The organism is Pontibacter mucosus, assembly GCF_003054055.1.
Taxonomy (GTDB): Bacteria; Bacteroidota; Bacteroidia; order Cytophagales; family Hymenobacteraceae; genus Pontibacter; species Pontibacter mucosus.
In genome coordinates this window covers 178,238-199,565 of sequence record NZ_QBKI01000004.1, presented here as the reverse complement: position 1 = coordinate 199,565, position 21,328 = coordinate 178,238, and the positions used below count along the sequence as shown (strand labels likewise).

The window sequence follows — 21,328 nt, the reverse complement described above, 5'->3', positions numbered from 1 at the left end:
ATTACAATCATTTTATCCCAACCCATGGCGGTAGTACCTTACAAAGACCAGAACGAGAACAAAAAATCGCAGGTGGCCACGATGTTTAACAACATTGCCGGCAACTACGATTTCCTGAACCACTTTTTGAGCGCTGGCATCGATATTATCTGGCGGAAGAAGGCCATCAGCCTGCTCGTTCCCGAAAAACCAAAGCAGCTGCTGGACATCGCCACCGGCACCGCAGACTTCGCCATCGAGGCGCTCCGCCTGAACCCGGACAAAATCACGGGCGTGGACATCTCGGAGGGCATGCTGGCCGTAGGACGGGAGAAGCTGGCCAAGCGCGGCCTCACCGATAAGATAGAGCTCAAGTACGGCGACTCGGAGAACCTGCCCTTTGAAGACAACACCTTTGATGCCATTACCGTGGCCTTTGGCGTGCGCAACTTCGAGAACCTGGAGAAGGGCCTGGCGGAGATGCACCGCGTGCTCAAACCGGGCGGAACGGCGGTGGTGCTGGAGTTCTCCATGCCGCGCAGCTTCCCGATGAAGCAGCTGTATCAATTTTATTTTAAAAATATACTACCGGTGGTGGGTAAACTCGTTTCTAAGGACAACGCTGCCTATACGTACCTGCCGGAGTCGGTGCAGGCGTTCCCGGACGGGCAGAACTTCCTGAACATCTACCATAAAGTTGGATTTAGAGACACAAAATGGCATTCACTCACATTTGGCATAAGCTCTATCTACACAGGCAAAAAATAGCCTTTTGTAGTCTGTTTATACTTTTACTGATGCTGGGCGGCAAAGCGCAGGCGCAGCAAAAAGTAAACGCCCTTAACAAGCCCGGCTACGACGAGCGCCCCGTGCACTACGGCTTTTACCTGGCCGTGCCGCTTACCAAGTATAACGTGCACCACTCGCAGGAGTATGTGGACCGTCTGAGAGCAGGCAGTGAGGAAGCCATCAACTCCAAAAAGTCTCTGGGATTTTACACGGGCCTGGTGCTGAACGTGCGCCTGGCTGATTACCTGGATGCCCGCTTTGTGCCGGGAGTGGGGTTTTATGGCCGCACCCTGGAGTTTACCAAGGTACCAACCACAGAGGAGACAGAGGACGTGATGCTGGAGACAATCAGCAACACCATGATTGAGCTGCCGGTGCTGCTGAAGTATAAATCCAAGCGCCGCTCTAACTACAGGCCCTACATGGTGGCGGGTATTAAGCCCGGTATAGACCTGGGCAAAGGCAATAATGGCGCAAAGGTTGACAATTACCTGGAAGTGGAGAAGTTTGACCTGGCGCTGGAGTATGGCATCGGCATCGATATCTTCTACCCATACTTTAAGTTTGCCCCGGAGCTGCGTTTCTCCCACGGTTTGCTGAACCAGCACAAGCTTTTATCAAACAGCACCTACAGCAGGTCCATCGACAAGCTGACCCACCATAACGTATCACTTATACTTTTCTTTGAGTAGGAAATGACCAAGATTGCACTTGTTACCGGAGCCACCTCTGGTATTGGGCTTGCCACTGCCGTGGAGCTTGCCAAGCACGGATTTAAGATTATTGCCACCGGCCGCCGTCACGAGCGCCTGCAGGATTTGCAGCGGCGCTTAGGAGAAGACAACGTATACCCGCTGGTGTTTGACGTGCGGGATAAAGTGGCAGTGGTAGAGGCGGTGGCTACGTTGCCGGAGGAGTGGCGCGCGGTAAGCGTACTGGTGAACAATGCCGGTAACGCCCATGGCCTGGCACCGGTGCAGGATGGCGCCATAGACGATTGGGACGCCATGCTGGACATTAACGTGAAGGGCCTGCTCTACGTGACCAAGGCGGTACTGCCGCTGTTGCAGGAGCAGGGCGGAGGCCACATCGTTAACATCGGTTCAATTGCGGGCAAGGAAGTATACCCGAACGGCAACGTGTACTGTGCCTCCAAGCACGCCGTGGACGCCCTCTCCAAAGCCATGCGCATGGATCTGGTGCAGTTCGGTATCAAGGTGTCAGAGGTAAACCCGGGAGCGGTGGAGACCGAGTTTTCGGAGGTGCGCTTTAAGGGCGACAAGGAGCGTGCGGCCGCTGTGTACAAAGGCTTTCAGCCGCTGCTGGCGCAGGATATTGCCGAGTTGATAGCCTTTATGGTGACACGCCCTGCCCACGTAAACCTGGCCGAAGTGCTGGTGCTGCCAACGGCACAGGCCTCCTCTACTATTATCGTAAAAGAGCAGTAGAACGCTACAGTATAAAGTATAAATCCCCGCCTCCGGAAGTATAAACCAGGGGCGGGGATTTCTTTTTAGCACGGAGTGCAAAGTATAAACCGCTTGCCTAATCGAGGTAGTACCGCAGCAGCCAGCCTTCCGCATTAAATGTCTGGACATTTTGCTCGTTGCTGAGCTTGACTTTTGCCTTGCGGGGCACCTCCAGCCGGTTTCTATACTTGGAGTCGAAGATTTGCAGGCGGGAAGCCGGCTTGGGGCTGTTGGCCTCATAGTGGTCTTCTCCGGAACCACCCCATACTTTAATCTTCATCCCTGGCCTTGCGTCACCGCTCAAAATGAACACGTCATCCCCACCGAGCCCGTAGAGCTCCAAGGTGCGTGTTTCGGAAGAATGGAAGAGGCGCTCGTAAAGCAGCTGCTGCACCTCCTTGTCCTTGTGCATCTTATACACGCGCACCAGTATCCCACCGTTTGGCTGCACTTCCACCGCAAAACGCTCGTGTTTATCCGTGCCCACTACCTGTACCTTTTTGGCCAAGGTGGCATAGCAGCTGCGGGCCATTTGGGGAAGTGCATCGCGCCGGGACTTTAGCTTGCTGATAGTGGACGCGGCTGTGAGCGCATGGATGGTGTCCGGCAGGGCGGTAAAGGCCTGTTCAATGACTTCGTCGGTTAGGGCCTGCTGCACACTGTCGGCAATTTGCTGCCAGTCCTGCCAACTCAGGCGGGCAAGTATAAGCTCATCCAGGTTGCGGCCACTGCGGTTAAGTTTTTCCAGACGGCTGGCGCTTATACGTTTGTGGAAGGACTGGAAGTGGGGCTTCACACCCAGGCGCTGCAAGAGCCAGGGCACAGGGCCATCATCCATCTTGAAAAAGATGTTGTCGCGGTCGCGGGGGATGGCGCGGTATACGTATGCCTTGTCGCTGTACTCTTCCTCGGCCCAGCGCCAGTTGTCCTCGTGGCGGCTCCAGTCGCCGAGCAGCATGTCGAAAAGGCGCGACCGCAGAAACAGCCTGGCGTCGAAGTGAGAATCGTTGTCGGTGAGGCGCTCGGTGATGGCGGAGCGGGTGCTTTTTACCTTGGAGGCGTTTCCCATGGGGTCGTAGTCGGATTGGTCTTTGGCGGGCCGGCGCTCGAGCAAGGCCATGGTGCCGCCTATCTTATCCATAAACTCGCCTAGCCGCGGGTCGTGCGGCACAAACACCAGCTCTGGTTCCAGGTAGTGGATGCCAATGGCCTCTGCCATGGCGGGCAGCGCCAACGGGGCATACGGATTGGTGGCGGAAGTGGCATCCCGGATGAAATCGGCCAGGTAGCTTTTCTGCAGCCTTTTAGGGAGGGCACTGGCAGGTTCTTTGTCCAGGGATCGGATGACATACTCGGTGCCGGTGCTGTCCTGCAGGCGCAGGTTGATGGTCTGGCGGCTGCCGCCCATCTGCAGCGGCTCCAGTCCGCCATAGGCGGTGCCGATATCCAGCACCGGCACCTCTACAGGCGTGGTCCAGACGGAGCGGTAGTGCTTGCCATACAAGAAGGTATGCAGGCGGCTTCGGCCATAGTGTTCGCCTGCTGCCAGCGTTAAGGTACTGTCGGTGTAATCCGGAACGGTGGCTGCCACAGGGACGGGCGCAGGCACCTGCCGCACACTGTGGCTGAAGCGCTTGCCGCACCCAGCCAGGCCGGAAAGCAGAAGCAGGCAAAATAAAGTATAAAAACGGCCCAGAAAGCCAGGTAAATCAGTTTGTCTCATTACTCTTCTTTAAAACCCTTCGCGGTCGAAAGCATGCACCCGCACGTCGCTGGTGCGTCTGTCTTTGGTGTCAGGTCCGGCCTCCAGCTCGGTGCCGCGTACGGTGTCGTATACTTTGGTCTTCTTGCCCCAGCCGCTTACTTTCGAATCATCTTTGATTTCATCCTCTCCGCGGCCACCTACAAGCTTAATGTTGATGCCCTTTTTTACCTTTCCGCTTAGCTCGAATTCATCGTCGCCGGCAAGGCCGTGCAGGGTGATGAGCTTGGTTTCGGAACGCTTAAAGGTGCGCTGAAAGGAGACGTAGTCGTCGGACTTGCGGCGAACGGTGACCGCTGTTTCCTCGTCGTTCAGCCGCTTCACTTCAAACACATCCTCGCCATCGGTGCCCGCGACCAATACTTCCTTGGCCAGGATGTCATAAAACTTGTCGGCGGCCTGACGCAGCTGGTCGCGGCGGCTCATGAGCTTGCGCTTAGTTGCCTCGCCCTCCAGCTCTTGCACCGGGGCAGGGAACTGGCTAACCGCCTGCGCTATCACCTCGTCGGTTATACTTTGCTGCAAGGCCACAGCCAGCGAGTCGAACTGCGCGCGTGTTACCTGCGCCAGTGCCCGCTCATCGATAAACCGGGAGTTGATGGTCAGGGCGTACACGTCGCTCAAATCCTCGTCAAAGGACTCAAACTTACGGATGGCCCAGTTACGGCTGAAGAGCCAAGGGATGATGCCATCCTGGAAGCGGTAAAAGGCGTTGTCGCGGTCTTTGGGGATAGGGCGGTAGTAGTGGTTGCCGCCGCGTTCATATCGAGCCCATTCCCATTGCCCCTCGTGGCGGTCCCAGTCGCCCAGAAGTAGGTCGAAGAGGCGGGCCTTGGCAAAGGCCAGCTGGTTGGGGTAATGGTTTTGATCCCCAAAAACCTGGTTGAGCATTTTGCCGCTGCCCACGATATCCACGGGGTTGCCCGTCACTTCGTCCACCATGCGCTCGTCGGTATACTTTTCCTCCAGCATGTATACTTTGTTGCTGGCTACGTCCTGGTGCTCGCCAAAGTCCGCGTCGTTGGGGCGCACATACACCAGCTGCGGCGTGGCATGCGGAATACCGGCAGCCTTGGCCAGGGGCGGGATAATGAGGGCACCGTAGGGGTTCGAGGCCGAAATCTGGTCGCGCAGGATGTTCACCACGAATGTTTTACGCCAAAAGCCGGGCAGCACCTCCTTGGGGTCTTTGTCGAGGGAGCGGAGGGCGTAGGTTTTGTTGTCGGCGCTGACCATGGTAAAGCTGGTGGTCTGGAAACCGCCGCCTTTTTTTTCAACCGTCAGCCCGCCCCAGGTGGTGTCCATCTCAAACACTGGTACAGTAACCGGAACACTCCAAACGGGGCGGTAATGGGTGCCCCAGAAAAGACGGTGCAGGAAACCGCGCTTGTAATGTGCCCCCGCCTGTATGGTCACGCTGTCCGGGGTGGCAGAATTGGATTTTAGGTGCTCAAATACTTCCCCGTCTACGACCGGTGTGCTGGCGTAGAAGTTTTTTCTGGCACAGCCAGCGGAAGTAAGTAAAGTGATGGCAAGTATAACCTGCCAAAAATATAGCCTCATGCCGATGTAGGTGCTGGTAAACAGGTTATTTAACGTAAACCGTCTGTAATGTTTTCACGTGAACGGGCCGGATGCTTTAGGCAACGAAAGATTGGGTAGAGGGAAGCGTAGCTGCAAGTATAGCTATACCAATGTAATTCTATTGAGGCAGAGCGTACTGGAACGCTTACCTTATGTTAACCTGCTGGCAGGAAACCCGGAACAGCGTCAGGACTTTACCTTATTGTTGTCTAAACAAATATGCTGGTAAATCAGTGAAATCCTCTTACCTTTGCGCGCTTCAAAAAGTATAGCTTTGCAAAGATTTTTCCTATTCACCCTGCTTATACTTGCCTCGCTGGTCAGCCAGGCCCAAACCCGCATTTCAGGCCAGGTAACCGATGCCGCCACAGGCGAGGCACTGCCTTTTGTGGGCATCTTTGTTAAAAATTCTTCCATCGGTACGTCCACGGATGTGGAGGGAAAGTATAACATCCGCCTTTCCAGCACCCCGGACTCACTCACGGCTGCCTTTGTGGGCTACCTGCCCCTCACGCTGCCCGTGCAGAAAGGCGTAGTCACCCAGACGCTCGACTTTAAGCTGCAAACAAACGCCCAGCAGCTGCAGGAGGTAGTCATACGCCCCGGCGAAAACCCGGCCTGGCCCATTATGCGGCGCGTGATAGACAACAAGAACCTTAACGACAAGCGCAAGCTCACGGCCTACCAGTACGAGGCTTATACCAAAATGCAGCTCGACGTGGACAACGTGGGGCAACAGAAAGGCAAAGGCGTAGTAGGCAAGGCCATTACCTCGCTGGTTGACTCGCAGATGTATCTGGCCGGCGAGGACGGCAAAAAGCTGCTGCCCTTCTTTCTCTCCGAGTCGCTCTCCGATGTATACTATACCCGCGACCCCAAGCGCAGCAAGGAAATCATCAAAGCCACCAAGGTAACCGGCATCGGCCTGCAGGATGGCACGCTGGTCTCGCAGGTGATTGGCAGCAACTACCAGGATTACAATTTTTACCAGAACTGGGTGAGTGTGCTGCAGAAAAACTTCATCAGCCCGATTGCCGATGGCTGGAAAAGCTATTACCACTATGAGCTGGAGGACAGTACCTACATCGGCGACGACTGGTGTTACGAACTATCCTTTAAGCAAAAGCGCCCGCAGGATTTGGCCTTTAACGGCCGCATGTGGATTACGGCAGATGGCTATGCGCTGCGCAAACTGGAAGCCACCGTGAGCAAATCGGCCAACATCAACTTCGTGGAAAGCATCGCCCTGAAGCAGGAGCTGCAGCAGGTAGGGGAGCAGGCCTGGATGCCCGCCGGTACCGAGGTGAAGATTAAGATTGTGGGCCTGACGCCGAAACGACCGGGCATTCTGGCGAAAGTTTATACTTCGTACCAGAAGGTGGTGGTCAACCAGCCGCAGAAGCCGGACTTCTTTGATAAGCCGGTGGAGCTGTTGGCCGGGGCCGGCAGGCAGGCGGAGAGCTTTTGGGAAGAACGCCGCCACGACACCCTCAGCCTGGCCGACCAGCAGGTTTACGCCACCATCAACGCCATCCGCGAGACACCGAAAGTAAAGCGCTTTACCAATTTCGCCACCGTGCTGGGCACCGGTTACAAGAGCTTCGGGAAAGTGAGCTGGGGACCTTGGCCTTATACCTATGCGCTGAACGACGTGGAGGGGCACCGTTTTCAGGTAGGCGGCAAAACGAACATCAACTTTAGCAACAAACTAGAGCTGCGCGGCTATGTGGCCTATGGCACCGAAGACCAGGCCTACAAGTATAGCCTGGGCGGGCGCTACATTTTTGACCGCAAGCGCTGGAGCGAGGTAGGCTTTACGCACCAGGAGGATTTGCAGCAGGTGGGGCTGATGTCTGACCGGTTGGCCTCGAGCCCATTCTTTCTGGGCTTCTCCCGGTTCGGGGAGCTACGCAAACCGGTGATGGTGCGCGAGACGAATGTATACTTGCAGCGCGATGTGCTGCGCGGTGTAACCGAGCGCGTGAGCCTGCGCAAACGCCACTTCGACCCGCAGTATGACTTTGCCTACTACAAAAAAGGCCCTGCTCAGCCTGACCAGCTCGCCAGCAGCTTTACCGCCACCGAGGTAAGTTTCCTGACGCGCTACGCCCAGGATGAAGTATACGTGGAGAACGATAACGAGCGCATCAGCCTGGGAAGCGGTAGCTACCCCGTGCTGAGCCTGAAGTATACGCTGGGCCTGAACAACGCCCTGGGCGCTACGGTGGATTACCAGCGCGTGGACCTGGGGGTGGAGCAGGACTTTGTGATGGGCCGACTGGGCAATGCGATGTACCGACTCGAGGCTGGCAAGATTTTCTCGCCGGTGCCTTACCCGCTGCTGGAGGTGCACACCGGCAACGAGACGCCCTTCTACTACGACGCCACCTACAACCTGATGGACTACTTCGAGTTTGCCAGCGATACGTATGCCGCCCTGCACTACGAGCAGTATTTCGAGGGGCTACTGTTTAACCGCCTGCCGCTTATCAAAAAGCTCAAGTGGCGCGTGCTGGGCTCAGCTAACATCCTCTACGGCAGCCTGAGCCAAAGCAACCTCGAGCTGATGCCGGAATTCACACCATCAGGTAGCCGGCAGGAAGCCTTTAAAACACTGGGGGATACGCCGTATGTGGAGCTGGGCTATGGCATCGAGAACATCTTCAAAATCCTGCGCGTGGATGCTTTCCACCGCCTCACCCACCTGGACGAAGGCACCCGGAAGTTCGGGCTCAAGTTCTCGGTGCAGTTTAAACTGTAGGCAAGTATAAATCAAAGTATGAAAAGCCGGCGCCGCAAGTATAAACCTGCGGCGCCGGTGTTTTTAGTGGTATAAAGTATATTTGAGATACTCACAAACAGTGATGTGCGTTATTTGGTGGCGTCCCGCCACGTGACACAACCAAGTGCAGAAGTATAAACCCTAGCGGCCAGAGGCCGTGCAATAGCTCACACTCGCCAGAGGCGAGCGAGGGCTACATACCCTATAGCTGTCCCCTCAAGGGGACAGCTATAGGGGTGTTTACACCTGCGGAAATAATACAACCAATCTAAAGTGACTTGCTCCGTAGCTTTACACCCCTGCGGTCCCCTCAAGGGGACAGTTGCTTCGCTCTCCCTGATTGCAAATCCGAAAGAGCGGAGGCAGACACCGGAGGCATTCCCATCTCTTTTGTCATCCTGAAAGGATCTTGTTGGCCAGTAGTGTTGGCTTAACCTCCCTACCACCAAGTTTCTTTACAGAATGACAGGGAGGTTAGAAGCTTTGAAAGTAGAATGAAAAGACCTGTTTCTCGAAAAGGTAGGGGTGGGTTAATTATTCAATTACAAACCACTACCGCACCACCTTCACCACTTGCCTTCTCACCTGTTTTTGCTCCGGCTGCGGCTGCTGGCGGTAGTACCAAATCACAAAGCCGGAGATGGAAAGTATCCCAGGCATCAGCCCAAAGAAGGCGTAGAGCAGCTTTACAAAGAGCCCCGCAAAATCACCAAAGTGGACGGGGTGCAGCGAGGTAAGGAAGCGGTCGAGCAACGGTTGGTCCCGCACAAAGTAGGGGGCACCCAGCTCACCGGTGGTATAATCTGCCTGTATTTTGCTGTAGAACTTGCCGTAGTAGGAGGGGTCGGAGTACAGGCGGCCGAGCAGTTGGAGCTTGCCCTCTTCATTTACCGGAAAGCGCAGGTACGTGATTTCAAACTCGGGATAGGTGGCCCGCGCTTCGGCCATGGTGGCATCTACAGAGGTGGTGATTTCGGGCACAGCAATTTCCTTTGGCCCGCCTTTGAGGGCGGCATTTACCACCGTAATAGCCAAGGATAAACCCGTAACACACATGAGCAGGTTAAACGCCAATGCCCACACGCCTACCACGCGGTGCAGACCGGAAAATATGCTTCGGCGGCTGCTAAAACTGATTTTTTGCCGGAAAGTAAGCACCTTGAGCACCGAACGTCGGTAAAGTATAAACCCGGTAATGGTAAGCAGCAGCAGTGCCACGCCTATCAGCAGCACCACGATTTTACCCGGCGTGCCTGAGAGCAGGTTGTAATGGATATTGAGCACCACGTAGGAAAAGCGGTTGTGGGCCTGTCCCACGGTAGACAGCTTCTCCCCGGTTTCAGGGTGCACGAAGAGCCACCGGCGCAGCTGCCCCTGCCGCAGCTCGTACAGCAGCGCTTCGTCTGGCGAGGCAGGCAACGCAGGCACCCGAATGTCCCAGCCCGAGTTCTCCGCCCTTACCCAGCCAATTGATTTATCAATGTGCAGTGCTTTGGCCGGCGTTTCCAGTCTGGCATGGTTGGCAAACATAGCGTCGTCGATGTCATCATCAAAGACCAGTATAACGCCAGAAAGGCTGATAACCAGGATGAATATCCCGGCTATCAGCCCGCACCAATGGTGAATGGAAAAGGTTCTTTTTACGCGTTTCTTCAAAGTATTACCACTTATAGGCTGCTCCTAACTGAAATCTGGCGCCGTTGGCTCTGGTAAAGTTGTCGTTTCGGCCATACCAGTAAGCTTGTGGCAGGTAGTAGGCTTTGTCCAGCAGGTTCTCCACGCCCACGTTCAGGCTCAGCTTTTCAGTGGCCTGGTAAGAGGCAGCCAGGTTAAACACGTCGAATGCCTTCACCGGACCCTCGCCAGAGTTGTAGCCGCCTTTGGCGTTACGGTCAAAGCGGTCGCGCTCGCCGGAGTATATCCACTGCAGGTTCACGCTCAGGTTCTGGATGGGCTTCAGGTTCAGGTAAGACGTGAACTTGAACGGCGGGATGCGCAGGCTGGTCAGGTACTTGTCTTCGCTGTCGCTATACTTTTCGTTGTTGTTGATGTCTGCCTTGCCTTCGCTGTAAGAGGCGTTGACGCCCAGTGTTATTTTGTCGGAGAGGAACAGGTCTACCAGCGCCTCAAAGCCTTCCACGCGCTCCGGTGCACGCTCAATCTCGTACACGCCGGCCTCGTTGGCAATCAGGTTGGCCCCCAGCTTAGAGGTGCTGATAAAGTAGGCACCGCTGAAAGAGGCAATCCCGAACTGGCTGTGGAAACCAGCCTCGTAGTTGTTCACGATCACCGGCTCCAGGTCCATTTGCGCGATAAAGTCTTCGGTGGCACTGCGTACGTAACGGCCCACGTCTATCATAGAGAACCCTTGTGAGTAGCTGACAAACGGTTTGAAGTATTCCAGCCCGGAGTAGCGCAGGCCAAGGTTGAAGGTGTTGGCATTGAACTTCAGTTTTGCACCCTGCACAAAGTCCCCACCAGCGCCGCTTGCCAGCACCAACTGCTGAAAATCATCCACATTTACCGACACATTGTCGAAGCGGTAGCCCGCCTTGAAATTCAGGTCCTGCAGGATGTTGAGCTGCAGTTGCGCATAAGGAGCCAGGTTGTGCAGGTCCATCTCCGGCACCCAGGTGCGGCCATCCACCAGCGGCTGGGAGGTAACGTCGTTGAGGTAATCGGCACCATACACCACGCTGCCCTCAATACCGCTGCTAATTCTAAAAGGCGTGTTCAGGTTCAGGCGCACACCCCTTTTAGCGGATTTGATGGTCGATTGCCCGCCACCCTCAAAGTATGGCGTATAGCCGTAGACGGTGTAGAAGCTTTGCAGGTAAGAGCTTAGCTCCAGGTTAGTGTTCAGGAACAGGTTTTTGCCAATGTAGCGCAGCTGGGCGTTGTGGTTATACTTGGTGCCCTCCGGCTCGCCCTGTACTTCGCCCCTCACGCCGATAGATGGCTTTTCGCCATAGATGCCCTCCTGGAGGATATAGTCCGAGTTCTGGCGGCTACCGAAGTAGTTGTACATGCCTTCCAGACGGTGGTTGGAGTTGAAATTATAGCCTGCCTTGGCAAAGCCGTTGTACATTTTCGTTTCACCCAACCCGTACACCGGAGAGATAACCTCTCCCTCACCATCGCGCAGTACGCCGGTTTTCTCATAGGTGCCGCTGGCTACGTAGTCGAAGTTATTGAGTTTACCGGTAAACTGCTGCGAGATGCGGCCACCCAGGGTGCCATCAGCATGGAAAAGGTTGCCCGTGCCGGTAACGGAAGTATAGGCGCTGAAAGGCTGGCTGGTGTTAGCCTGCTTGGTGATGTAGTTGATCAGGCCGCCGTCAGCGCCGTTGCCATACACCGCGGTGGCGCCTTTTACCACCTCCACTCGCTCAATAGCGGTAGGGTCGATGGTGCGGATGTCGCGGCTACCGTTGCGCAGCGGCGTGGACTGCGGTATCCCGTCTACCATTACCAGGGCGTTGCGGCCGCGCAGCGTCTGGCCCACGTTGCTGGTGGTGTTGCTGTTGAAGGCCAGGCCGGGGACCGAGTTCGCCAGGATGTTAGAAATGTCGGTGCTTATCTGCGACTGAATCTGCAGGGTTCGCGAATCGATCACATGTACGGAGGCAGGTGTCTCGTCCAGGGTTTCCACGCTGCGGCTGGCCGATACCACCACCTCATCCAGGGTGCTGGTGCTTGCTTGTATGGTTAGCTGCAGGTTCAGGTTGTCGCCGCTGCCAAGGGTGATGGGCTGGCGCAAGGACTTGTAGCCGATTCCGCCCACACGCAAGGTATAACTGCCCGGCTTGATGTTGTTAAGTATAAACTCGCCGGCAGCGTTGGTATTCGTGCCCAGCACGGTCCCTTCCAGGGCAACGGTGAGCAGCTCAACCGGCTGGCCCTGTGATGTGGTTACTTTGCCGGCAATGGTGGCGTTGCTTTGCGCCTGTCCTTCGGACAAGGCAAATAGCCATATGAAGAGGAGTAGAAACTTGCGCATGGATGGTTAGGTGTTCTTATTTAGACTGATTATAATTAGGGCAAAAGTATAGGAGGGGGAGCATCCATGCAAGTCTTATTTAAAATAAATCTAAATAATATTCTTTGTTCAAACACAGGTATCTGTAAACCGAAAAGCCTGTTACAGTTAAGTAACAGGCTTGGTAAAAGATACTGAAAGAATAATTGGGTGGCAGAACCCGGGCGGGCGCTGCCGGTGTGATTATAGTTTTACAAACTCCACCCGCCGGTTATTCGACTTGGCCTCGGGAGTATTGTTCTTGTCGATGGGCTTCGCCTCGCCGTGGCCTTTGGCGGCCAGGCGTTCAGCGGCAATGCCCTGATCCACCAGGTATGTTTTCACCGCTTCCGCGCGCTGCTGGCTCAGCTTCAGGTTGGAGGTATCGTCGCCGTCGCTGTCGGTGTGTCCCTCTACGCTAAATTTCAGCTCCGGCTGCTCCTGCATGAGCTTGGCTATACTTGCCAGCGTGCCTACCGACTCCGGGCGGATGGTAGCCTTGTTCACGTCGAACTTGATGCCGTAGGTAACGATTTTGCCATCGGCCAGAACCTGGTCATAGAGCTTCTTGCCGCCCTGGGCAATCATCACGTTCTTTATCATCGTGTTGGCATCAATGCGCTTGTCCACTTCAATGCGCAGGCCGGTTGGTTTGCCGTTTACGTTCGGGATGTTGATCAGGCGGTGCTCGTCGAGGTATACTTTCATGCTGCGCTTGTTAAACGAGATAGCCACGTGCCGCCACTGGTTTTTTACCTCCTTGGCAGCCAATTCCTCCGACTCGGAACCGAAGGTTTTGAACCTTAACTGGTTGGCCCGGATGTCGATGGGGTTCCAGAAATCGCCATGTACTTCTTCTTTGTACGTTTTTTGGTCGCTTACCAGGAATATCTCATAAGCCACGTTGCCGTTGTCGCTGTCGAAGAACACATCCATCTCTATGGTGAAGGTTTCAGGCAACCAGTTTTCTCCTTTCATCAGCGGGGTGATGCTTGTGCTGCTCTGCACCAGGTTGATCACTTTCTCGTCTCCAAGCACGGCTACTTCGGCATTACCGTGTTTCAGGTCCCAGCGCGACGGAAATTCACCTACTTCCTCGCCGGCCAGGTTATCCGAGAACATTACTTTATCTCCCGGCACAAAATCATACTTGGTCCAGGCTTTCATTCTGCCTGCTTCCGTTTCGGGAGCACTGCCGGCGCCGCCGTTGGTAGCGGCTTCATCTGTCGTGGCAGCGTTTTTATTGTTCGTACTCTTCTTACCCTCCAGCGACTCATCAATGGTCTTGTCAATCTTCTGATCGATTTTCTGGTTAACCTTGTTTTTGATCTTGTTGGCAACGTTAAACTGGGCCTGAGCAGGAAGTGTGCCCGCGGCTAACAAGATTGTTCCAATAAACAGCAAGATTCTTTTTTTCATGGTTTCCTTGGTTGAGTAGTGGAACAAACGTATAAAATTTTGTTTAAACTATAAAAAATTGCACGAATTTATACATGTTTAATAGTATGCCATTAGCAAAAGGCTGAAAACCGCAAGTAGGGTGGTTAAAATACAAGGTGGGGGCCAGGTAGTTTGTACTTGTTTTGCTGTGAAAGTATAACCCAATAAAAAACCTTCTCTGGCGAATAGCCGGAGAAGGTTGTGGGTACCTGGTGTAGTGCTATTTAGGAGGATGTTGTATAGGCCGAGGCCTTATCGAGCAGTTGCATGTCCTCAGGGCTGAGCACTACCTGCGTAGCCTCCGTAAAGGCCTGTACATGCTTGCTTTTGGTCGCGCTGGCGATGGGCGCTGTCACCAGCGGATTGTGCATGAGCCAGGCCAGCGCTATACTTGCTTGCGAAACAGCATACTTTTCGGAAAGAGAATCGAGCGCGGCCAGAATGCGCTGGCCCCGGGCGTCGAGGTACTTTTTGACGCCACCCCCGCGAACGCTCTTGCTCAGGTCTTCCTCACTACGGTATTTGCCGCTCAGAAAACCGCTTGCCAGCGCATAATAGGTAATCACGCCCAGCCCTTCCTCCTGGCAGATGGGGGCCACGCCCTGCTCGTACTCCTGGCGGTCGTAGAGGTTGTACCCTGGTTGGAAAACTTCGTAACGCGGCAGCCCGTGCGCTTGGCTGGCCTTAAGGGAGGCGCGCAGCCTCTCCGGCGAAAGGTTGGAGGCGCCGATGTAACGCACTTTCCCGGCCTGGATCAGTTTCTGGTAAGCGCCGAGCGTTTCCTCCACCGGGGTTTTATCATCGTCCCAATGCGTGAAGTATAAATCGATATGGTCCGTCTGCAGCCTTCTGAGCGAGTCTTCCGCTGCTTTCAGGATGTACTTTTCCGAAATGTCCTTGTGGCCCTGGCCCATGTCTGATCCCACTTTGGTGATGACGACTACCTGCTCCCGGTTACCGCGATCCTTCATCCACTTGCCAATAATGGTCTCAGACTCGCCTCCTTTGTTGCCTTCGGCCCAGCGGGAATAGGCGTCGGCGGTGTCGATGGTGTTAAAGCCAGCCTCAAACGCCTCATCCAAAATGGCAAAGGACTCCTTTTCATTCAAGGTCCAGCCAAAAACATTGGCTCCTACCACGATAGGCGATGTTTGTAAGGTCGTGTTTCCTAATTTTCGTTTGTTCATAGTATACTTTTATAGGTGGATGTTACATTCTGCTTGCCACAGGCTGTTCTTCGACTAACTAGTTTATCGCACGTAATGTTTTCGGGCCGGCTCAGGTAAGCAGGCGCTTTTACCGGGTTGCCGGGCTGAGGTTGGTCAGGTTGAAAGTAGGAGAGGTGCCTGCATTCGTACGCTAATGTTCTAACCAAAAAAATAGCCCCATGCAATTCATCATCGCATGGGGCTATAGTGTGTTTATACTTTCAGACGCTTACGCATCCGCTCTGGACATGCGGTTACGCTCGTTCTCGTCAAGGTAAATTTTGCGCATGCGGATGCTCTTTGGCGTTACTTCCAGGTACTCATCTTTCTGGATGTATTCCATGGCTTCCTCCAGGGAGAAACGCTTGGCAGGGGCGATCTTCACGTTGTCGTCAGAACCGGAAGCACGCATATTTGTCAGCTTCTTGCCTTTCTGGATATTTACCGTGATGTCGTTCTGGCGGTTGTGCTCGCCGATTACCATGCCCATGTACACATCCTCGCCTGGATCCACGAAGAACACGCCGCGGTCCTGCAGCTTATCGATAGAGTAAGCAGTGCCCGGACCAGTCTCCATAGAGATGATGGAACCGTTGTTACGGCCAGGGATGGTGCCTTTGTATGGCTCATAGGCCAGGAAGCGGTGGTTCATGATGGCCTCGCCGGCAGTGGCCGTCAGCACGTTGTTACGCAGGCCGATCAGACCGCGCGAAGGAATCGTGAACTCCAGGTGCTGCAGGTCGCCTTTCGGCTCCATCACGTTCAGCTCGCCTTTGCGCATCGATACCAGCTCGATTACCTTACCGGCTGTCTCCTCCGGTACGTCCACCACCAGTTGCTCGATTGGCTCGTGGCGCTGTCCGTCAATTTCTTTATAGATTACCTGCGGCTGACCTACCTGCAGTTCATAGCCCTCGCGGCGCATGGTCTCAATCAGTACAGACAAGTGCAGGATACCACGTCCAAACACCAGGAAAGAGTCCTCACGGTCTGTCTCCTGCACGCGCAGGGCCAGGTTTTTCTCTGTTTCCTTGAACAGGCGGTCACGTAGGTGGCGGGAGGTTACGAACTTGCCCTCTTTGCCGAAGAAAGGAGAGTTGTTGATCGTAAACAGCATGTTCATAGTCGGCTCGTCAATCGAGATGCGCTCCATGGCCTCCGGGTTCTCCGCATCGGCAATCGTGTCGCCGATATCGAAGCCTTCGATGCCTGTCACGGCGCAGATTTCACCTGCCTTCACCTCGGCAACTTTTTGCTTGCCAAGTCCTTCAAATACATGAAGCTCTTTGATGCGGCCCTTCTTGATGCTGCCATCGGCCTTGCACAGGCTAATCGGCATACCTTCTTTCAGGGTACCACGGTTTACGCGGCCAATGGCGATACGGCCCACAAAAGAAGAGTAGTCGAGCGACGTGATCTGCATCTGCGGGGTACCATCCTGGTATGGCGCGGCCGGAATCTCTTCGATAATGGCATCCAGCAGCGGGGTGATGTCTTCGGTTTTCTCTCTCCAGTCGCGGCTCATCCAGCCGTTTTTAGAGGAACCGTACAGGGTAACGAAGTCCAGCTGATCTTCCGTAGCGTCGAGGTTGAACATCAGGTCGAACACCTGTTCGTGCACCTCGTCTGGACGGCAGTTTTCTTTGTCTACTTTGTTTACTACTACAATGGGCTTGAGACCGAGCTGGATGGCTTTGCCCAATACGAAGCGGGTCTGCGGCATGGCACCCTCAAAAGCGTCTACCAGCAGCAGTACGCCATCGGCCATCTTCAGCACGCGCTCCACCTCGCCACCGAAGTCGGCGTGACCAGGGGTGTCGATAACGTTAATTTTAACGCCTTTGTAGCGAACCGACACGTTCTTGGAAACGATCGTGATGCCGCGCTCGCGCTCCAGGTCGTTGTTGTCGAGAATGAGGTCGTCGAACTGCTGGTGCTCTGCGAACAGCTTAGAGGCGTGGATGATCTTATCCACGGTCGTCGTCTTGCCGTGGTCAACGTGTGCGATAATCGCAATATTCCGGATATTTTGCATTGAATTGGTTTTTCGAGGCGCAAAAATACAAAAAAGCCTTCACACTTTTAGTATTTGCTTCGAAATAAACAGGTTATGGTTGTATTAAATTAATTTGAGGGCCGCAATGGCACGGTTCAGGAGCCAAACATTGTTATATTAAAGTTTGTTTCCTAATTGGTTAGGTATTTTGCGAGCAAGGTGCCTGCCTTAAAAGTATGAGTATGAGAGTAGCGCAGTTTTTTATAGTGCTTGCATCCGTGGGCATGTTTGCATGCTCCGAGCAGGATGCCGCAGCGAACGTGGCCACAACAGGTATAACCGGCGACGTACAGTTGGAGGAGGAGGAAAGGCAGGCGCTGCAAGACGCGAGCCTGCAGGATACCGTGGTGAAAACAGAGGCCGAGTGGCGCAAAATCCTGACGCCGGAGCAGTATTATGTGCTGCGGCAGGAGGGCACCGAGCCTCCTTTCAAAAACAAGTATAACAACAATAAAAAGAAAGGTATTTACGCCTGTGCGGCCTGTGGCAACCCCATGTTCAGCTCCCGGACTAAGTTCGACTCCGGTACCGGCTGGCCAAGCTTTTACGCGCCCTTAGCCAAAGATCGCATAAAAGAGGTGGAAGACAGGTCTTTCCCTGGCGAGGTGAGAACGGAAGTGGAGTGCGCCCGCTGCGGCTCCCACATCGGGCATGTGTTTGAGGACGGCCCCGAGCCAACCGGCCTGCGCTACTGCCTCAACTCCGCCGCCCTTAGCTTCACAGAAAAGAAGTGAGGTTAGTTGTTGGTTGATAGTTATTCGTTATTGGGTTCTCTATCGAAATGAGTAGGGGAGGTTACCCTTTGTTCGTCCCTTACCAAGTATAAACCGGCCACCTCTAATAACTAACAACGAATAACTATCAACCAATAACTATAACTAACTAACAACTACCCTCTGCCGTACCTTAAACTCTAAACCAAAAAGTATAGAATTATGGCAGAAATACGTTCTGAAGCCGACAATATAGAAAATACCGCGCAGTGCATTGTAGAGGCCTTTAAGCAATTCGACATCCGGGCAGGGGATGTGCTGCCTTACCAGCAGCTGTACCCCTACCTGCAGGAGCGCTACCCGCACTACAAAGATGTGCAGAAAGAGGCCGAGCATCACCTTACCAAAGAAGGCTATGTGAACCCGGCACCCGACGGCCTGATGCTGACGCAGGTCGGCGATGCGTATGTTTGGGGAGAAAGTGAGGCCTGAAATCCCTGATTATACTATAGTACAAGTATAAACAGCCCGCACCCAAAGTATAAGCTATACTTTGGGTGCGGGCTGTTTGCGTTGCTGCCATAACTATAAGCCATAGCTTGCACCTGTGCGTATACAAAAATACCCTAGATAAGAGGGGATTAAGTATAAGCAGCTATGAAAATAAAGTATGGATATAGTATAAGTATAGTGCTGCTGGCCGGCTGTACATCGCTGAGCGAGGGGCAGGAGACAATCCCGGCAGCGCCAACAGTAGAGCGGGTGAGGCTGCGCCCCGACGCCAGCCAAAACCTGCGGCAGCGGATGAATAACCAGGCCAGCGAGATAAACCGCAAGCGCAACATAGAGCAGTTCGACTCCAACCGCCCGGCCATGACGCCCGAAAGCATGCGCCCGCAGCTGTTGCCCAATGCGCCCGTAGACTCCTCGAGGCATAACATTAACTGGCCGCAACAATCCGAGGTGAGACCCTTGCCGCCGGTTGATCAGCGATAAAAGACGCGGCCCGAAGTATACCTTACTTCGGGCCGCTTCTTCAGGTAAACCAGAGGCCTATTTTTTGTTTTTCTCTTTTTTACCAACCTCCTCGGGCTGCTCGTCATCGCCCAGGTGCAGCTCGTCTGGCTCCAGGTCCACGTAAACCTCGTTCTCGGGTGGGGTGTTCATCGATTCGCGATCGGCCTGGCGCGGGGCCGGGTTTTTTGTCACCTTCTGCTTGCTGTCACGTTCACCTAAAGTGTCGCCATCGTGCTTCGTGGTTTTGAAATTATCTTTGCTCTTCATATAGTTTAAGGATGATTTTGTTTCCGAAACAAAGGCCCTGCAGCGCCTGAAAGTAAAGTATGGGTGCATTGCCTGCCCTGTTTTACGGAAAACCCGGGGGCGTAGCCGTATTTCCTGCAGCGGGTTTGCCGTCGCTTGGCCATTCATTCCGCGCTGTATTTGTATATTTGTTTTTTTAAGACGAAAAATGACAACAACTACTCCCAAACGCTATACTGTAACAGCGGCGCTGCCTTACGCCAACGGACCGGTGCACATCGGCCACCTGGCCGGGGTATACCTGCCGGCTGATATCTATGTGCGCTACCTGCGCCTGCAGAACCGCGACGTGAAATTTATCTGCGGATCAGATGAGCACGGTGTGCCGATCACGATTCGGGCCAAGAAAGAGGGCATTACGCCTCAGCAGGCCGTGGATAAGTATCATGAGCTGATAAAGAAGTCGTTTGCCGATTTCAATATCTCCTTTGATATCTACGATCGCACCTCGTCTAAAATACACCACGAGACAGCCGCCGACTTCTTCCTGAAGCTCTACAACGACGGCAAGTTTATAGAGCAGACCACGCAGCAGTACTACGACGAGAAGGCCCAGCAGTTCCTGGCCGACCGTTACATTGTGGGTACCTGCCCCAAGTGCGGCAACGAGAACGCTTACGGCGACCAGTGCGAAAGCTGCGGCACTTCCCTCAACGCGACTGACCTGATAAACCCGAAAAGCACCCTGAGCGGAGCCGTGCCGGTAATGCGCGAGACAAAGCACTGGTACCTGCCCCTGAACGAGTACGAGCCATGGCTGCGTGAGTGGATTGTAGAGGGCCACAAAGGCGATTGGAAACCAAACGTGTACGGCCAGTGCAAGAGCTGGATAGACCAGGGCCTGCAGCCGCGCGCTGTAACCCGCGACCTGGACTGGGGTGTGCCGGTGCCGGTAGAAGGTGCCGAGGGCAAAGTGCTCTACGTGTGGTTCGATGCGCCTATCGGTTATATTTCGGCCACTAAGGCGCTTACCGATGATTGGGAGAAATACTGGAAAGACGAGGAAACCAAGCTGGTGCACTTTATCGGCAAGGACAACATCGTGTTCCACTGCATCATCTTCCCGAGCATGCTAAAGGCGCACGGCGACTATATTCTGGCGGACAATGTGCCGGCCAATGAGTTCCTGAACCTGGAGGGCGATAAAATCTCTACTTCGCGCAACTGGGCCGTGTGGCTGCACGAGTACCTGGAGGCGTTCCCGGGCAAAGGCGACGTGCTACGTTATGCACTGGCCGCCAACATGCCCGAAACGAAAGACAACGACTTTACCTGGAAAGATTACCAGGCCCGCAACAACAACGAACTGCTGGCTATACTTGGCAACTTCATCAACCGGGCGGTGGTGCTCACCCAAAAATATTATGAGGCCGCCGTGCCTGCACGCGGCGAGCTGACCGACTACGACAAGCAAGTGCTGGAGGTACTGGAAGGCATGCCGATGGTAATCGCCACTTATATAGAGCGCTACCGTTTCCGCGATGCACTGGCCGAGCTGATGAACCTGGCGCGCCTGGGCAACAAGTACCTGGCCGACACCGAGCCCTGGAAGCTGATCAAAACGGATGAAGAGCGGGTGAAGACGATCATGAACATCGCGCTGCAGATTTCCGGTAGCCTTGCCATCCTGATGGAGCCATTCCTGCCAGAGTCTGCCACAAAGCTGCGCAACATGCTGAACCTGGCTTTAGGCAACAGCTGGGCTGATGCCGGCGCTGCCGATCTGCTGAAGGAAGGCCACGTAATTGGCAAACCGGAACTGCTGTTCGAGAAGGTAGAGGACGCCGCAGTAGAGGCGCAGGTGCAGAAGCTGCTGGATACCAAGAAGGCAAACGAGGCGGCAAACGCTGTTGTAGCCCCAGCCAAAGAGGACATCACGTTCGACGAGTTCTCCAAAATGGATATCCGTATCGGAACCATACTTGCCGCTGAAAAAGTAGCCAAAACCAAAAAGCTCCTGAAACTGACCATTGATACCGGCATTGACCAGCGCACGGTAGTGAGTGGCATTGCCGAGTTCTTTAACCCGGAGGAGATCGTCGGGCAGCAGGTAAGTATACTTGTAAACCTGGCGCCGCGCGAGATAAAAGGCATCACCAGCCAGGGCATGATCCTGATGGCCGAGAACGCAGATGGTTCGCTGGCATTTGTGCAACCAAGCAAGTCTATTAAGAATGGCGGCACGGTTAGCTAAAGTATAGCCTA

General features: G+C 54.4%; 16 protein-coding genes. 8 read left to right on the top strand and 8 right to left on the bottom strand.

The annotated features are described in order from the left end of the window. The first annotated feature begins 24 nt into the window (after positions 1 to 24). Genes ubiE through C8N40_RS09515 form a run of 3 tightly spaced genes read left to right on the top strand, consistent with a single transcriptional unit; the run spans position 25 to position 2,216 of the window. Positions 25 to 747 (top strand): bifunctional demethylmenaquinone methyltransferase/2-methoxy-6-polyprenyl-1,4-benzoquinol methylase UbiE, encoded by a 723-nt coding sequence (gene ubiE / locus C8N40_RS09525; RefSeq protein ID WP_108211546.1) that lies wholly within the window; start codon positions 25 to 27, stop codon positions 745 to 747. Next, positions 696 to 1,460, top strand: a complete 765-nt coding sequence (porT, locus tag C8N40_RS09520) for a type IX secretion/gliding motility protein PorT/SprT (protein ID WP_108211545.1) — start codon at positions 696 to 698, stop codon at positions 1,458 to 1,460. The genes ubiE and porT overlap by 52 nt, the downstream gene beginning before the upstream one ends. 3 nt (positions 1,461 to 1,463) lie before the next feature. Further along, positions 1,464 to 2,216 carry an SDR family NAD(P)-dependent oxidoreductase gene (locus tag C8N40_RS09515; protein WP_108211544.1) on the top strand — a complete coding sequence of 251 codons (753 nt, stop codon included), beginning with the start codon at positions 1,464 to 1,466 and terminating at the stop codon, positions 2,214 to 2,216. 97 nt (positions 2,217 to 2,313) lie between these two features. Here the strand turns inward: C8N40_RS09515 and C8N40_RS09510 are convergent, their stop codons facing one another. Both C8N40_RS09510 and C8N40_RS09505 read right to left on the bottom strand, forming a co-directional pair. Next, the gene (locus C8N40_RS09510) at positions 2,314 to 3,960 is read right to left on the bottom strand and encodes a hypothetical protein (protein ID WP_108211543.1); all 1,647 of its coding nucleotides are present in this window, start codon (positions 3,958 to 3,960) and stop codon (positions 2,314 to 2,316) included. A gap of 9 nt (positions 3,961 to 3,969) precedes the next feature. Continuing rightward, entirely contained in the window at positions 3,970 to 5,562 is a 1,593-nt protein-coding gene (locus C8N40_RS09505) for a hypothetical protein (RefSeq protein ID WP_108211542.1), read from the bottom strand. A gap of 295 nt (positions 5,563 to 5,857) precedes the next feature. Between C8N40_RS09505 and C8N40_RS09500 the strand changes: the two genes are divergently transcribed. Continuing rightward, entirely contained in the window at positions 5,858 to 8,344 is a 2,487-nt protein-coding gene (locus C8N40_RS09500; RefSeq protein ID WP_170114069.1) for a DUF5686 and carboxypeptidase-like regulatory domain-containing protein, read from the top strand. A gap of 573 nt (positions 8,345 to 8,917) precedes the next feature. Here C8N40_RS09500 and C8N40_RS09495 read toward each other — a convergent pair. The 5 genes from C8N40_RS09495 to typA form a co-directional block, all read right to left on the bottom strand. Then, the gene (locus tag C8N40_RS09495; protein ID WP_170114067.1) at positions 8,918 to 10,021 is read right to left on the bottom strand and encodes a PepSY-associated TM helix domain-containing protein; all 1,104 of its coding nucleotides are present in this window, start codon (positions 10,019 to 10,021) and stop codon (positions 8,918 to 8,920) included. A 4-nt stretch (positions 10,022 to 10,025) separates the two neighbouring features. Then, positions 10,026 to 12,365, bottom strand: a complete 2,340-nt coding sequence (locus C8N40_RS09490; protein ID WP_108211539.1) for a TonB-dependent receptor — start codon at positions 12,363 to 12,365, stop codon at positions 10,026 to 10,028. A gap of 222 nt (positions 12,366 to 12,587) precedes the next feature. Next, on the bottom strand, positions 12,588 to 13,802 hold the full coding sequence (locus C8N40_RS09485) for an OmpA family protein (protein ID WP_146173543.1): 1,215 nt from the start codon (positions 13,800 to 13,802) through the stop codon (positions 12,588 to 12,590). 245 nt (positions 13,803 to 14,047) lie between these two features. Further along, positions 14,048 to 15,010, bottom strand: a complete 963-nt coding sequence (locus C8N40_RS09480) for an aldo/keto reductase (protein ID WP_108211537.1) — start codon at positions 15,008 to 15,010, stop codon at positions 14,048 to 14,050. Positions 15,011 to 15,260: 250 nt separating this feature from the next. Then, positions 15,261 to 17,066 (bottom strand): translational GTPase TypA, encoded by a 1,806-nt coding sequence (typA, locus tag C8N40_RS09475; protein WP_108211536.1) that lies wholly within the window; start codon positions 17,064 to 17,066, stop codon positions 15,261 to 15,263. Positions 17,067 to 17,263: 197 nt separating this feature from the next. Between typA and msrB the strand changes: the two genes are divergently transcribed. From msrB to C8N40_RS09460, 3 genes are all read left to right on the top strand, one after another. Then, positions 17,264 to 17,821, top strand: coding sequence for a peptide-methionine (R)-S-oxide reductase MsrB (msrB, locus tag C8N40_RS09470; protein ID WP_245905059.1), 558 nt, complete (start codon positions 17,264 to 17,266; stop codon positions 17,819 to 17,821). Between the two features lie 201 nt (positions 17,822 to 18,022). Next, entirely contained in the window at positions 18,023 to 18,292 is a 270-nt protein-coding gene (locus C8N40_RS09465) for a hypothetical protein (RefSeq protein WP_092105101.1), read from the top strand. A gap of 165 nt (positions 18,293 to 18,457) precedes the next feature. Further along, positions 18,458 to 18,796: a hypothetical protein gene (locus C8N40_RS09460; RefSeq protein WP_108211535.1), complete on the top strand. Its 339-nt coding sequence runs from the start codon at positions 18,458 to 18,460 to the stop codon at positions 18,794 to 18,796. 57 nt (positions 18,797 to 18,853) lie between these two features. Here the strand turns inward: C8N40_RS09460 and C8N40_RS09455 are convergent, their stop codons facing one another. Then, entirely contained in the window at positions 18,854 to 19,084 is a 231-nt protein-coding gene (locus C8N40_RS09455; protein WP_108211762.1) for a hypothetical protein, read from the bottom strand. 187 nt (positions 19,085 to 19,271) lie between these two features. Between C8N40_RS09455 and metG the strand changes: the two genes are divergently transcribed. Next, positions 19,272 to 21,317 carry a methionine--tRNA ligase gene (gene metG, locus C8N40_RS09450; RefSeq protein WP_108211534.1) on the top strand — a complete coding sequence of 682 codons (2,046 nt, stop codon included), beginning with the start codon at positions 19,272 to 19,274 and terminating at the stop codon, positions 21,315 to 21,317. Positions 21,318 to 21,328 lie beyond the last annotated feature (11 nt).

Coding starts and splice junctions, on each gene's coding strand:
- ubiE (WP_108211546.1), top strand. CDS start 25: ATGGCGGTAGTACCTTACAAAGACCAGAACGAGAACAAAAAATCGCAG.
- porT (WP_108211545.1), top strand. CDS start 696: ATGGCATTCACTCACATTTGGCATAAGCTCTATCTACACAGGCAAAAA.
- C8N40_RS09515 (WP_108211544.1), top strand. CDS start 1,464: ATGACCAAGATTGCACTTGTTACCGGAGCCACCTCTGGTATTGGGCTT.
- C8N40_RS09510 (WP_108211543.1), bottom strand. CDS start 3,960: ATGAGACAAACTGATTTACCTGGCTTTCTGGGCCGTTTTTATACTTTA.
- C8N40_RS09505 (WP_108211542.1), bottom strand. CDS start 5,562: ATGAGGCTATATTTTTGGCAGGTTATACTTGCCATCACTTTACTTACT.
- C8N40_RS09490 (WP_108211539.1), bottom strand. CDS start 12,365: ATGCGCAAGTTTCTACTCCTCTTCATATGGCTATTTGCCTTGTCCGAA.
- C8N40_RS09485 (WP_146173543.1), bottom strand. CDS start 13,802: ATGAAAAAAAGAATCTTGCTGTTTATTGGAACAATCTTGTTAGCCGCG.
- C8N40_RS09480 (WP_108211537.1), bottom strand. CDS start 15,010: ATGAACAAACGAAAATTAGGAAACACGACCTTACAAACATCGCCTATC.
- typA (WP_108211536.1), bottom strand. CDS start 17,066: ATGCAAAATATCCGGAATATTGCGATTATCGCACACGTTGACCACGGC.
- msrB (WP_245905059.1), top strand. CDS start 17,264: ATGAGTATGAGAGTAGCGCAGTTTTTTATAGTGCTTGCATCCGTGGGC.
- C8N40_RS09465 (WP_092105101.1), top strand. CDS start 18,023: ATGGCAGAAATACGTTCTGAAGCCGACAATATAGAAAATACCGCGCAG.
- C8N40_RS09460 (WP_108211535.1), top strand. CDS start 18,458: ATGAAAATAAAGTATGGATATAGTATAAGTATAGTGCTGCTGGCCGGC.
- C8N40_RS09455 (WP_108211762.1), bottom strand. CDS start 19,084: ATGAAGAGCAAAGATAATTTCAAAACCACGAAGCACGATGGCGACACT.
- metG (WP_108211534.1), top strand. CDS start 19,272: ATGACAACAACTACTCCCAAACGCTATACTGTAACAGCGGCGCTGCCT.